This is a genomic window from Butyrivibrio sp. NC3005 (assembly GCF_000424545.1).
Lineage (GTDB): Bacteria > Bacillota > Clostridia > Lachnospirales > Lachnospiraceae > Butyrivibrio.
In genome coordinates this window covers 38,932-54,157 of record NZ_AUKC01000027.1, presented here as the reverse complement: position 1 = coordinate 54,157, position 15,226 = coordinate 38,932, and the positions used below count along the sequence as shown (strand labels likewise).

At 34.3% G+C, this 15,226-nt stretch carries 7 protein-coding genes; 1 reads left to right on the top strand and 6 read right to left on the bottom strand.

Going from position 1 to position 15,226, the window contains the following annotated elements:
• The 6 genes from tnpA to G634_RS0108620 all read right to left on the bottom strand — a co-directional run.
• The coding region (gene tnpA / locus G634_RS20775) for an IS200/IS605 family transposase (protein ID WP_155830541.1) at nt 1–251 on the bottom strand (251 nt) is incomplete at its 3' end.
• Nucleotides 252–313: 62 nt separating this feature from the next.
• Entirely contained in the window at nt 314–7,162 is a 6,849-nt protein-coding gene (locus tag G634_RS0108645) for an InlB B-repeat-containing protein (protein ID WP_026504955.1), read from the bottom strand.
• A gap of 441 nt (nt 7,163–7,603) precedes the next feature.
• Nucleotides 7,604–8,518 (bottom strand): tyrosine-type recombinase/integrase, encoded by a 915-nt coding sequence (locus tag G634_RS0108640; protein WP_026504954.1) that lies wholly within the window; start codon nt 8,516–8,518, stop codon nt 7,604–7,606.
• 9 nt (nt 8,519–8,527) lie between these two features.
• Entirely contained in the window at nt 8,528–9,598 is a 1,071-nt protein-coding gene (locus G634_RS0108635) for an HD-GYP domain-containing protein (protein ID WP_026504953.1), read from the bottom strand.
• Nucleotides 9,599–10,126: 528 nt separating this feature from the next.
• Entirely contained in the window at nt 10,127–13,252 is a 3,126-nt protein-coding gene (locus G634_RS20300) for a GGDEF domain-containing protein (RefSeq protein WP_051233781.1), read from the bottom strand.
• A 162-nt stretch (nt 13,253–13,414) separates the two neighbouring features.
• Entirely contained in the window at nt 13,415–14,176 is a 762-nt protein-coding gene (locus G634_RS0108620) for a formate/nitrite transporter family protein (RefSeq protein ID WP_026504952.1), read from the bottom strand.
• A gap of 119 nt (nt 14,177–14,295) precedes the next feature.
• Between G634_RS0108620 and G634_RS0108615 the strand changes: the two genes are divergently transcribed.
• On the top strand, nt 14,296–15,135 hold the full coding sequence (locus tag G634_RS0108615) for a pyridoxamine kinase (protein ID WP_026504951.1): 840 nt from the start codon (nt 14,296–14,298) through the stop codon (nt 15,133–15,135).
• Nucleotides 15,136–15,226 lie beyond the last annotated feature (91 nt).

The following is a 15,226-nucleotide window of genomic DNA, read 5'->3' as shown; positions in this document are numbered from 1 at the left end:
GAAATCCTGCATTGAGGCTTACATTCTATAAGCATATGTATATGGTCAGGCATTGTTTCCATAGCAAGGATTTTAATGTCTAAATCTTCGGCTGTACGGTAAAGATGTTCTTTAACATCTGACTCTATATTGCCAACAATGACCTTCTTACGATACTTGGTGCACCATACTATATGGTACTGTAAGCAGTATACATACCCTCTACCATGCGTTACATCTGATTTTATTGTAAATATTTTATCTTTATCCATGTCTATATAATACCATACGTAATTAGCAGAGTCAAGAAAAGGCGGCTAACTCATGACTAAAGTCACGAGTGTGCGCCGCCAATGTTATCAACATCCGATTTGGTAATAATTAATTTACCTAAAACTGATACAATTGTATAATTGTCTTCCTTTGCTGATACCCATTCAATATCATAGGTATTATCTTTCTCTCCTACATCTGTTATAGTACCAGTAGTTGTAACTGTTACCTCTTCGCCGTCAACAAGTCCTTCAACATCATAGCCTTCGCAGGTTAGTGGAGTTCCGTCATATACCTTTGAATCACCATCAGTTGTTATAGTAAGTGTCTTTGGTGTAACCTCAAGAATTCCTTCATCCTTTATTATTGATTCAAATGCTTCGTTACAAGTATTTCCTGCTTTGTCTTTGATTTCAAAGGAATCATCAATCAAGTTGTCACAAGTACCTACATTTGTCTGACTTCCTGTTGCTGTTGCTTCAACTGTGAATCCTTCTGGAAGTCCTTCGTAAGTTACTGTAGGATTAGTAAGCGCTTGTCCATCGTAAGCTTTGCTACCACCTTTAGATATCAATTTTAGTGTCTGAGCTATCTTTTTAACTTCAAGTGTTCCTAAACTTTCTTCAATACTATAGTTACCACTATTTACAGTTCCCCACTCAATTGAATAAGTATTATCAGATTTTCCTACATTTGTCTGGCTTCCTGTTGCTGTGATTGTAACTATAGATTCATCTGTGCTTGCAAGGTTTTCAATTGATGCTTCGTCTTTTGTAAGAGGAAGTCCATCATATTCTTTTTCTGCACTACCAGTTGAAACTTTTATTGTTCTCTTTGTTACTTCAAGTGTTCCTGTAACTGTAGTTATACCAGTAAAGCTTTCTGTCTCATCTTTACCATCTTTATTGAGAATCTTATAGCCGTCATTTACGGTATTACTAGATGATCCAACATCTGTCTGGCTTCCTGTTGCTGTTGCTTCAACTGTAAATCCTTCTGGAAGTCCTGTTGCTGTTACTGTACTATTAGTAAGTGCTGTTCCGTCATATTCCTTATCATCTGAAGCAGCTGTAAGTATAATCTTAAGAGAACCATTTGTTGTAACCTTCAGTGTACCAAGATTATATGTAACATTGTAATTATCCTTATTGGTATCACCCCATGCTACATTACATGTATTATCGCTCTGTCCAACTTCTGTCTGGCTTCCTGTTGCTGTTACTTTAATACTATCTGTTTCTGCAAGACCATTTACTGATGTTTCACTACTAGTAAGCTCTGTTCCGTCATATTCTTTTTCTGCAGAACCTGTACCAATAGTAAGTTCTCTTTGAGTAACTGTTAATGTTCCATTAGTAACCTTAACATTAGTGAAATTTCCTGTCTTATCTGAACCGTCTTCTCTTAACAAAATCTGATAAGATTTAAGAATATTCTCCTTGGTTCCAACATCTGTTATAGAACCTTCTACAGTTGCCTTAACTTCAAATATAGTATTATCTAGAACACCAAGTGTTACTATATTATTTGTTAAAGGTTTTCCATCGTATACTTTTTCACTTGAACCTACTGTAAGTGTTACCTCAACATCACTTTCATTAACTGTTAATACGCCCAAGTTTTCTGAAATAGTATAGTTACCTTCCTTTGCATTACTCCAGGTAATAGTATATGTATTATCACTATGACCAACTTCTGTCTGGCTTCCTGTTGCTTTAATTGTTGCATCCTCTCCGTCTGCAAATCCAGATATAGATGCTTCATCTTTTGTAAGAGGCTTTCCATCATATAATTTTGAATCAGAACCAGTTGTAACTGTCAATGTTCTTTGAGTTACTTCAAGAATTCCGGACTCTTTTTGAACATCTGTGAAACTAGAAGTTCTATCTTCTCCTTCAGAATTCTTAATTACATATCCATCATCAACAGTATTATCGCCTTTACCAACATTTGTCTGACTTCCTGTTGCTGTTGCTTCAACTGTGAATCCTTCTGGAAGTCCTGTTGCTGTTACTGTACTATTAGTGAGCGGTTTTCCATCATATACCTTATTATCTGAAGCTGCTGTAAGTGTGATTGTTGCAGTGTTCTTTTTAACAATAAGCTTACCTATTGATTTTTCCTTAATAGCATAGTTATCTTTATTAACTGTTCCCCAATCAATAGATTCGGTATTATCGCTCTCACCTACTTCTGTCTGACTTCCAACACCTTTAATCTTTACTATTGCCTCATCAGAAGCGATTAGACCGGTTATAGAAGCTGTTTCACAAGTAAGAGGTTTTCCATCGTATTCTTTTTCGGCACCTTCTGTTTTATAAGAAATTTCTATAGGTGTAATCTCAAGTTCATTACAACCTTGTGTTCCAAGAACAAATGTTACATCATGATATTTAGTGCTAAGATTTGTGAACTTAGATACATCTATAGCAGTTGTATATGATGCAAGATTTCCTGAAGTATCTTTCTTAACATTTTTTCCGGTTACCTTGAAGTCATCAGTACAAGAATATGAGCTTTCTGTATAATCTGAAAGAACTACTCCATTTGCCTCTGCTCTTACTGTATATCCTGAAACAAAATGGTCATCGCCATCATAAGGATATGTCTCTTTTGATCCTTCAACATAAACAGTTACAGGCAAAGTCTTATACAAAACATTTATAACATTTGCATCTCCCTTTTGTACTACAAAAGGAATATCTCCCTGCTGAACACCATCTGCATATTCTGCGCCTGCAGCTTCTTTCTTCCAGTTAAGCTGTCCTTCAGCAGTATCAACTGTAAGTGTAATCTCTGTAAGTGCATCAACTGTAACTGAACTTGATGTGCCAAGAAGATTGTTTTCAGAAACAGAATCTTTATAATACTTAACTACGTATGATCCTGTCTGTTTCTTCCATATAGCATAAAGAGTATTTCCACTTAAGATGTTTTTGTTAGCATCATATATAACACCATTGTTATCAGCTGCTATAAACTTATATCCAGGCTTTACAAGTTCTGTTTCTGCATCCTTATCAGTATTCCATCCAAGGAAGTCATATCCAGGTCTTGAGAATCCTGTCTGATCTAATGTTGCTGCCGCAATTGATTCATTAACTTTAAGTTTAGGGCTTATAACATACTGCGGGAATGCTGATTCTCCACTATCTAAAGTGTAATTACAATCATATATAATAGTGGTATTTTCTGTAGGACCTTCACCAAGCTCTACGTATACTGCAACAATATTTACTTTTCCGTTTTCAATATAATCACCTTGAATCTGGAAACTATTATTTGGATAGTATACCTTAGCACTTGGATCTTTTTCAATTTTCCATCCTATAAAAATGAAATTACTGTCAATAGTGTCAGGACGTGCTGCAACAACTACCCATGAATCACCTGCATAGTCATACTGATCAGGCTGAGCATTGTTATCAAAGCTTCCATGAGGAGCTGCAATATAGTTAAGTTTATAGGTACCTGGTTTACGCCACATAGCTATAAGTTCAACATCTCTATTTGGCTGACCATATTCATATGGAAGATTTGTTGCCTTATCGAACCATCCTATGAGTTCATATCCTTCTTTACTTACACTCTGCGTAAGCGTTTCTTTACTAACTTCTTCAAATTTTCCTTTCGACTCATCATATCTTAATGTAAACTCTGTACCGGCTGTGTATATACCTCCGTTAGGATCAAGTTTTACATGATACTCTAATGGTTTGTAATATGCAAAAAGAACTTTATCAGCCGCTGGCATTTCGGAATTCCAGTCAAACTTCTTCTGACCACCTTCGTCTTCATACCATCCTTGGAACTCAAAGCCTTGCTTTTTAGGCATATCCTGAGCTTTAGGTGCAAGAGCTTCATACTCAGAAAGGTTCTTTTCATATGGAATAGCTGCAAAACTACTGTCTGCAGAAATACTGTCTGTTCCATTCTTGAACTCAAGAGCATATTTATTTCTTGCAAATCGTATTCTTATATCGCCTTGTGTTACTATTGTATCGTTTGGTTTTACTTTTTTCCATGAAGACCATGTTGTAGAATAGCTTTCTTTTTTATAGCTTGCTTCATCCAAAGAAAAACCATTATACTTATCTGTTACATAAAATGTTCCACCAGAAAAGAATACAACGTCTGTAGCTAATTCTGAATCAGCCACTGATTCAATCTGAGGATATGTTCCATCAATTTTTTGCTTTATAAAAAAGATGCTAAGATTTACATTTTCTTTGTTTTTTGCATACAAATCAAGAGTATCGCTTCCAGAAGACACCTGATGCGTCAAAAATGCATCAAGTAATACCAGTCGTGTTCCGCTTCCATAATGCTGGTTTCCTTGGTCTGTATGCCCTTCATAATACAGATAGTCACTTGGCCAAGTATAATTATTCTGTTTTAATGTCTGACCATATAGTCCTTCAAATGTATGTATTGGTTCCCATTTTATGCCATTATGCTTGTTAAATCTTATAATAACTTTAACTCTATCGAAATAAACATTTATTACTGTATCACCCTGAGGGCGTACTACACCTGTCGCTGTGCTGTCACCTGTTGTAGGAACATTTTTACCATTTTTATTTCTTACAATCTCATACCAGCTGTAGCTAAATCCTTCTGAACCTTCGTTCTTGTATGGATTAACACTATTCTCGCCAAGAGTAGAACCTGTTGTTCCGTTAACAACAATTGTCTTCTTATAGTCATAGCTCTTATCAGCATTATTTGTTGTAGTCTTGCTATCAGAAATCTTTTGCTGCCATATTACAACAGAATACTGAGTGTCTGTCTTTGCAGTCCACTTTGCGTATAGAGTTATATTTTCAGTCAGTTCACCACTCCATGCAAATTTCTGTCCGGAAACCTGTCCATCTCCATTTCCTTTTTGCTTGTACCATCCACCAAAAATATACCCTCTTCTATTAGGAGCTACCGGCTCTTTACCGCTTAATGACTCTCCATGCTTAACGAAAATAGGACTTGTGTAATCAGCACCTCCGCCTACACCACCATCGTTCTCATCAAACGTAATCCAGTGTGCTGTTACAACAACTGCATATACAGTCTTCACCTTTGTAACATCAACTTCTTCAACTGTTGTACGATTATCCTGAGCTGCACCTTCAACCGGTGGTTCTGTAGACCATCCTTCAAAAGCATCTTCTGCATTCTTAGGTGTTACAATAACTCCCTTAGTTGAAAGTTTCTTATCAGAGGAATCATTAACAACGATTTTACTCTTAACCTGAACTACCTCTTTATCAGGTCCTATAAATGTAACATAGTAAGTTGTTTCAATCTTTGCATATACTTTTATAACTTCACGTGATGTAATCTCCTCTGTAATTTCTCCAAATGTTATTTCGTCTTTGAATTTACCATCTTCATCTTTGGTATACCAGCCATAAAATACTTTTTTGTCACTGTTCTCACCAGTGAATTTTGGAATTCCAGGATTGTGGAGAGTATCACCTTTCTTTACAATCTGAGTATTAAATGGTGTTGTTTCATCTTCTGAATAGAATTCATATGTACGTGTTGCTTTTGTATCAGTGCTATCTTGTGAAGAACTATCTCCTTCACCTGCCACAATAAATATAGAAAACTGATTAGTATCAAATGTTGCACTAACCGCATTTCCTTTTGAATCCTGGTTAACATTTGCGCTTATTTTATCAACATCACCTTTATGATCATGAAGTACGCTAAATGAATCACCTTCGATAGCTTTTTCCAAAGAAATGCTTACATGTACATACTTATTGTCGGCTGGTTGAATTTCTTTTCCTTCATATTTAAAAGTAATATCAACACCCTTTGCCGAAGTAACTTTTTCACCAAGTTCTTCTTTTGCAGTTTCAAGAGCCTGTGAATCTGAAATTGCATTAATGGACAATTCTGTTCCTGCCGGGAAAATACCTACTTCAGCATTAACTGAAACAACCATTCCGCCCTTATGAACATCAGAAACCTTTATTGCAGGCATCTTATCTTCAATATTCTCAACAGCTTTAAACTTTGCTGTAAATGTGATGTCCTTATTAATATTAGAAGGAACATATTCTTCATTAGTACCTACAACTTTTCCTTCTTCATTAATCCAGTCTTCAAACTCATACTTATCGTTCCACGCTACAGCTCTAGACCCTTTAAATTTAGCTCCTTCAGCATTTATGTCTATAGTTTCACTACTAGTTGTAACACTTCCACCCTTAGAAGCTTTATATGTTACTGTTACATATTGTTCTATGACTGTTTTTTCAAATACTGCTGTATAAACAGTATCTTTATCAATATTAGAAGGTACAAAAACATTTTCTGTTGAAACTACATTTCCATCCGAATCTTTCCAGTTTTCAAATTTGTATCCTTCATTTGCTATAGCTTCAGATCCTGAAAAAGTAGCTGCTTCATCATTTAAATTGACTGACTCAGTCGCAACGCTTACAATACCGCCTTCTGTTGCTTCGTAAGTCACTGTTACAATTTTTGATTCAAGTTCTTCTTTATTATCTTCTTCTACTGAAGTTTCTGCAGTTGAAGCTGATGATGCTTCAGTTGCTTCACCATTTATAGAAGCATCTTGATTTGCATTATTTGCTTCTTCCTCTGCCGTACCCGCAGCTTCAGACGATGAAGATTCATCTTCCTTAGGTGCTTCCTGAATTTCTTCAGGAGTTATCTCTACCTCATCTACTTCTGGTTGCTCATTTTCTGTTGCTGCTTCTGTCTCTGGTTGTTCTGTGATGGACTCAGATTCTTGTTCTGTAATCACAGTTGCCTGCTGAGTAGCAGAATCATCATTACAATCTTCTGCATAGGCTGACATTAGATTACTGAAGAACATAGTAAAAACAAGAATGCTCGTCATCAAAAATGACAGAATACGATTCCTTTTCCTACGCTTCATAAATCATCCCTCCATTTTTTTGTACCTTTTTTAGCGAAAAAACGACAACTAACTGTTTTTATTATACAAAAAAACCTATCACTCAAATCATCATAATTAATTTATATTTTGTTTATCGAAAACTTATAGACTTTTTATTGATAGTTTCTTTTAGTGCTTTACTTTTAAAGTGTTTTGCCTAAATAAAGCCTGTTTAGTTTCCGTATTTTAAAAAAAATAATACTTGTGGAAATATTAGTAAAATGAAACTTTTTGGAACTAAGAAAAGATAAATAATAATGACTATTATAGTCAAATTAGTAAATAACTCGTAAACTTGGCGAATTACTTCATTTTATATGCTTTATATATCAAGTCATTCCATAATAAGCATTTATGGAATGACTATAATGCCTAATAACGTATACTGCTATAATTCCTATATAGGTACTAGTTTAATCCTTATGATTTCATAGAGAAATTAACTGCATCTGCAATACAATCTCCGCTCACAAGCTTTTTTGCTTTTGTAAAAGAATGAATACGTAAAAACGAAAGCCCGGTATAATCGCTTATCGCATTTGCGTCAGCCCCTGTTTGCAACAAGTCGAGAATTGCACGACTTCTTAAGTCTTTTAACGTATATTTCTCGTCAACTTTAGCAGCTTTGATTATTTTACTCACAGCAACATCTAAGTTTTTCAACGTTAAAGGTCCTTTTCTGGAATTAAAAAATATGTGCCCCTGTGAATCCGCTTCAACTGTTTCAAGATATTTTTCTAATATAGAAGAAACATCTTTTGGTAATTGAACATATCTATCATCCTTAAAATCTGACGTTGCAGCAAAATGTAAAAAAGTATTTCCTTCTTCATCTACTATTATCGAATTTTTTCGAATACGCAAGATATTGGTTGCACTAAGCCCAACTCTTGTAGCAAGTGACAAAATCAAATAAAACATATAATTTGATCTAGCTGAACTCATGATTTTATCTAGTTCTTTCAAACTTGGTATTGATTTTGGATTTATAGAATCATCTGGCTGCATCAATCTAGGAATTTTCAAAAAAACATTTTCTTTCAGTTTATCAGGAAAAGTATCAATAATATAATTTGAAACAGTCCTATAGCAAGAAAATCTAACATTTGCTGTCTTTCTGGATAACTTGCCATCATTGTATTGAGAAATTAAGTAATCCTGATATTTTTTTGCATCTTCATAAGTAATTCTCAAAAAATCTTTTTTAGTATAATTACAGATTAGATTAATGTATCCGCAGTATTCATAAAATGTTCTTTCATTACTACAAACAGAAATATAAGTCTGCAATATATCAGTAAACTCTTTAGTACAATACTCACTTAATTTTCTCAATTCTTCCCCCTACCTGATGGCAACAATTTCTAGCTTTGGGTTTTCCATAAGATCAACATAATCATCTCCACATTTTACTGTTGGTCTCGAATATCTGTTAGGATTTATATAAACTATGTCACCAACTCTTCCGTCACTTAGCTGCAATTTTGTCTGTCTGTATGTTTCAACAACGTTTTTGCAAAAAGTAATTATGGCATCTGGATTGTATTTTTGCAAGCCTTCTTCTTCAAAAATTTTCAAAGCAGTAAACGGGCATAATGGACCACGGTAGACTCTTGCAGAAGTCATAGCATCATATACATCTGCTACAGCTACAATTCCAGCAAACTCATCTATTTCATTACCTACAAGTTTATATGGGTATCCGCTTCCATCATATCTTTCATGATGCATTAAAGCAGCGTTTTGTATATGATCATTCATACTTAGATTTTTTAATATATTATATCCGATAATCGGATGTTTTTTCACTTCTTCATATTCTTCATCTGTAAGTTTATCTGGTTTAGTAATAATCTTATCCGATATTCTCATCTTGCCTATATCATGAAGCATTCCTGATGCTGTCAATATCTCTAAATCAGAATCCGACATCTTCATCCATTTTCCAAGAACAAGACTTATAAGTCCAACATTTATGCAATGAACATATGTTGCATCGTCATAAAGTCTTAGCAAGTGAATCATCGCAAACAAATCATGAACATTAGGTGCCTCTAAAAAAAGATCAAATAGCGGTGAAACAAGTTCCGGAATCTGAACCTTTTCATCTTTTTCAATGATTTCATTTATCATTGTTTTAAAGCTGAATACGCATCCATCAAAATCATCTTTAAACTGTTTAAACTCTTTTCTCTGCATAAGAAGTTCAGAGTATGATGGAGCATCGCTTCCAGGTTCAAAATCAATGTTCTCTTCGATAAGAACACTAACCACAGAATAATAAGACAAACGCGTAATATCTAGATCATCCAATATATGCCCTTTTTCGAGCAATAAAGTATTATCTGACATTCCATATACATTTTCAGCAATGCACATTCCCGGGCGTAATTTTGAACGTAATAATCGCTTCATAATCTATCTTCCTTTAAACATGGATAGCTACTTTTTTATTTTATAACTTTAAGTTTATAAACGCAATACTGTTAATAATATTACTTTAGAAAAAACAGGAGTCGGTTTACTTCTTATTCTAAATAAACCGACTCCTCAAAATTCATTGTCCATTGGAGTGTACCTCATATGAAATTGTTTTTAATGTTTCCTTATATATCAAAAAAGCAAATTCGTTGGAACCAATAAAGTATTATTACCACCGTTCCTGAATTTTTCTAAGAGTCCGAAAGCAACTTCTCCAGTTAGGTGAAGCATCGCCGCCATCCCTTTGAAGTCCTTTCGTTCAATTATCAAAAACTAATTAGGTGAAGCATCGCCACCATCTCGCATTTTGTGATAATTGGTTTATCTCTTCGCTTTTCTTGATTATAATTTATCATATTGACGACTCAATGTCAAGCGTTTTTGAATTTTTAATGTCATTGTGTACATCGAATTGATTATTTAATTATTATTTTTGTACATTTTCCCTTATTTATACAATTCTTATCGTGGTTCCATTCCAGACTTTTCATAAAACTTTTTCTTATCTTCATACATTTTTTTATCTGCTATTTTCATAGATTTTTCCAGATTTCTTGTATCTAAACACCAGCAAAAACCTATCGCAATCTTTGGAGCAGATGGCTCGTTAATCCTTACTTCAAGTTGACGCTTTATTATTTCAAATTCATCTTCTTCAACATTTTCAACCAGAATAACAAACTCATCGCCACCTGTTCTATAAACATTTTTCTCATTAAAAAATGCAGAAAGGAGGTTAGCAGCATTCTTTATTAGCTGATCGCCTGCATCGTGCCCTAAAGTATCATTTGTCTTCTTGAGACCATTTATATCTACAAATATAACTCCAGCATGTTCCTGCTTCTTCTCAAGTTCTTCTGTCTTTTTAAGCATTGCATAACGATTCTGAACATTTGTTAACGCATCATGACTACTAATATGATCCATATGTTGAAGTACACCTGCGGCAACTATCCTAGCAGTAATAAAATATGATACTCCAGCTAATAGTGTCACTGTATTACTTGAATCTCCTTCATCATAGTTATCTATTCCCATATATCCTATAAGCCTTGATTCATCATACAGAGGCACTTCAATAAACCTTTTAATCCTCCTTGACTTCAATAATTCGTATAATTCTCCACAACTTCTACGTATTTCTTCTATATTGTCCATTCGAATATTCTCATCTATTCTGACACGCTTTTTTAACTGATCAATTTGGGCATATTCTTTAATATTCTCTAAATCAAATGAGTGCTCAACACCCTCAGCGCACCACTCATAACCACTTGCTATGTTATCCTCTTCCTTCGTGTAAATATATATTCTATCAGCACGTATCATCTGTGACATCTCATTGATAGCTCTTTCAATAGCTGTTCTATAATTACTTTCTCTATTAAGTAGATCTGCTATTCTTATAATCTCATCATCAGCTGTATATGCCTTTGTTGAATTCTCTCTTACCAAATGATCAATATTGGTCAATGTAATCGAAATATAATTCTTCTGCGGCAAAGACTTTAGTGAATACTCCATCCATGAGCTTTGCTTATCATGGAAGAATCTACCATGTACATTCTGACGTCTTTTAGCAACTAAATCAGCTATTCTAAACCACTCTTTATCGACTTTTCCAAATACTTTAAGAAAGCCCTTACCAATGACGTTCGACTTTGTGACTTTGTGCATCAGTTCAGAATATTCTTTGTTTAAATATACATGAATTGTATCCGCAACTTCTCCATCATCTAAGTATTCAACCTTAAAGACAGCGAATGGAATAGGTATATCTCTCCAAATATCAGGAACATAATCCAATTTTTTCTTTTCTTTTATACAATCTACTATAGTGTCATAATTCTCTTCATAGTATATTCCCGAATCTACACGCGAATAGCCACGAATTTCATTCATACTGGCAGGCTTAGCATACAAGTAACCCTGCTGTTTAATACATCCGATTTCTCTTAAAAAACTTGCCTGATCTTCCGTCTCAACACCTTCTGACAAAGTATCAATACCTAATTCTGTCGCCATTTGTACAATTCTTCTTAAGATAATGCAATTTTTATTGTCATAACTAAATCCCTTCATGAAACGCATATCAAGTTTTATCAAATCAAACTCAAAATCTTGAAGAATATTTAAAGATGAGTAGCCACTTCCAAAATCATCCATCCACACTTTAAATCCAGCCTTATGAAATCTACATATCTGTTCCTTCAAAAAATCCGGATCAAGTCCTATTACAGTTTCAGTAATCTCTATAATGAGCATATCATGTGAAATTCCAGAAGCATTCACACGATTATCTATCTCTGTAACCATATCGCAACACTCAAAATCGTATCTGGATAGATTTACAGATACTGGAACAATGGGAATATTATCTCTCTTCCTAATTGCCATGTCTTCCAGTATTCTATCTATCATATACAAATCCAATTTATACTCCAGCTTAACTTCCTCAAGTACACTAACAATTTTTGCAGGAGAAATAACACCTTTATCTGGATCTATCCATCTAGCCAAGGCTTCCTCATTACATATCATCCCACTTTCAGTTCTAACAATTCCCTGATAGTAAACTCTTATCCACTTTTCTTCTAAAGCTCTTTCAAAATTCCGAAGAACATATTCTCTATTAATTGATGCTTTCCGCATCTCCTCATCATAATATGTATAACTTGATTCAAATGTGAATTTATTAACGTCACACGCGATTTTAGCTCTATCTATCGCAGTTCCTAAATCCACACGTTCAAACGTATCCTTATATATTCCAACACGTACAGGAAGCGTTAATCCATGATTTGCAATCTTTAATCTATCAAATATTATAGATAATTTTTCTTCTATTCCATCCGCTTTAGTTAAAACAGTAAAATGATCTTCTCCCATTCTGGCACATTCTGCACCTTCAAATACCTCTTTTAATATATCAGCAAAAATGCATAAAAGTTCATTTCCCTCCTCTATACCATACCGCTGATTAAACGTCTTCATATCATTCATGTCAAAATATAATACTGTTGGGACTTCTCTTCCTAAAATCAGTTTATCACTGCTTTCTTTGGCACTTGAAAGAAAGCTACCCATATTCATGAGTCCTGTCAGATGATCGAATTTTTCTGTATCCATGAAGATTCTTTCAGTAAGAAGTTCTTCAAATCGCTGACTTATATTAGTCTCAATCTTTGAATCTATATCTTTTCCTGACATTTGCTCATTTATATACCAAACCTTCGCAAGGCGTGTTCCATCACGCATAAGCAAATGCTTTCCCTGAGCATGAATTACCGTCTCTTCTTGTTCCTTACGAAGTTTTAAACTATAAAAAGTATCTAATGGTTTATCCTCAAGAATAAACTCTGCAATTGAGTTCTCGTAGCGACTACAATTTTCTCTATCTATAAATTTAGGCATAATATGATTAAGAAACTCAACCACTTCCTGCCTTCCCATCCCTAATAATTCACAAAAGCCATCAGATACAAGCAGAGTAACGATTTTCCCGTCTATAAGTTGAAAAAAAGTAATAGGAATGCAATCACTTTCATTCAAACGTTTAGTTTTATCATCAAAAATATATTTTTTCATATTTTCCCTCTTAAAAAGATTTAGGTTTTTTCGTTCATACTCCACTTTATCTATATTTACTATATCGGATTATTTTTTTCTGCAATTAGAAAAACCGGATAGAAAATCTATCCGGTTTAATCAACAATTATATCATTATATCTTTTTATATTAAGGCTTATATCAGTCTTTTCTGGATGCTGCATAATAAGGAAGTGTTACAAGAAGAATTCCGCCAAGAATATTACCAAATGTAACTGCTATAAGATTATAAAAGTAGCCGCCAATTGTTACATTCTCACCTGCCGGATCTAAAAGTGCAGTTGTAAGCTGAGTCATATTAGCTACACTATGCTCTCCTCCAAGAACTACAAAAGTGAAAATACACCAAAAAACCATGATAAGAACTGCGCTTTCTGTCTTACACTTAAGAGAACACCACACTCCTAGACAAACCAAAAGATTGCAAATCATTCCTCGAATTATCAGTTCAGTAACAGGAAGAGACATCTTAACCATTGCACCATGTGCAAGAAAAGCAGATGTAGCTTCATTGTTCAAACCCGAAAAATGAAATAATAAAGCAAGAACGATAGCTCCACAAATATTTCCACACCAACAGATAGCCCACAACTTTAATGTGTCAAAGACAGTGACTTTTTTCTTTAATATACCAGCCGCCATAACCATATTATTTCCTGTAAAAAGCTCTGCACCAGCAAAGATTACAAGACTAAGTGCTACTGAAAAAGCAAATCCCATAACAAGTTTAGTAACAGGTGATGATCCAAGCATTCCTCCGATAACATTTGTCAGAAGATTTCCAACTCCAACATAAATACCCGCAAGCATTGAAACAACAAAGTATCCAAGCGGATTAGATTTTAAAAAAGTTGATTTTTTTACTGCACCATTTGCTGCAGCATCGAAAGTATCTTTAAACATAACTCCTCCTAAGATAATACTTGTGTTAACGGCACACAACTTTTCTATTTTACTACTTTAATATAAAATAATTCAAGTATATACTAGAATTATGACTTTTTTGAGAAACGAGGATTTTAATGCAATATAATCATAATATACAAAATAAAGTTGCAGTAATAAATGATATAACTGGATTTGGACGCTGTTCTCTTGCAGTTTCCATACCTGTTATTTCAAAACTAAAAGTACAATGTTGTTTTCTACCAACAGCTATTTTATCCAATCACACTGGATTTGATAGTTATTTTCTTGATGACTATACTCGAAATTTTGAAAACTACGAAAACGAATGGAAAAAATTAAATCTACAATTCGAAGGCATTTATACTGGTTTTCTTGGTTCGGCAATTCAAGCAGATTTAGTCAAAAGTTTTATAAACAGTTTTAAAACATCCAATACCATCATCTGTATAGATCCAATAATGGGAGATGAGGGTAAAAAATACAAAAGCTACACAACACAAATGTGCTTAAAAATGAGAGATCTTATTAGATATGCCGATATCATAACTCCGAATCTTACAGAAGCTTGCATTCTGACTGATACACCATTTCATGAAGGTAAATGGAAAAGAAAAGAAATAGAAAATCTTATATTTAAGCTTTCTGACTTTGGACCTAAAAAGATAGTAATTACAGGAATTTCAGAAGGTAACTGCCTTGCTAACTACTGTTTTGATGAATCGGGCAAAATTAGAGTTACAAGACAACACAAAGTCGGGAAAGGTCGAGGTGGCACCGGAGATATATTTGCTTCCATTCTTATAGCAGATGCAATTAATGGAAAAGATTTTTACTCGTCTGTAAAAAAAGCTTCTCATTTTATTAGAGAATGTTTAGTAATATCTGATAAGATGGGAATTCCCACCACTGATGGTGTTGCTTTTGAAGAATGCCTTGATTTTCTAAAAGCATGACTTCTTGTCACTTACATTCAGAAACTCGCATTTACTGCGAGTTTCGTGAGAACAAAAGTCAAGCGGCAAACTGGTCCAAGGCGAAGCCTTT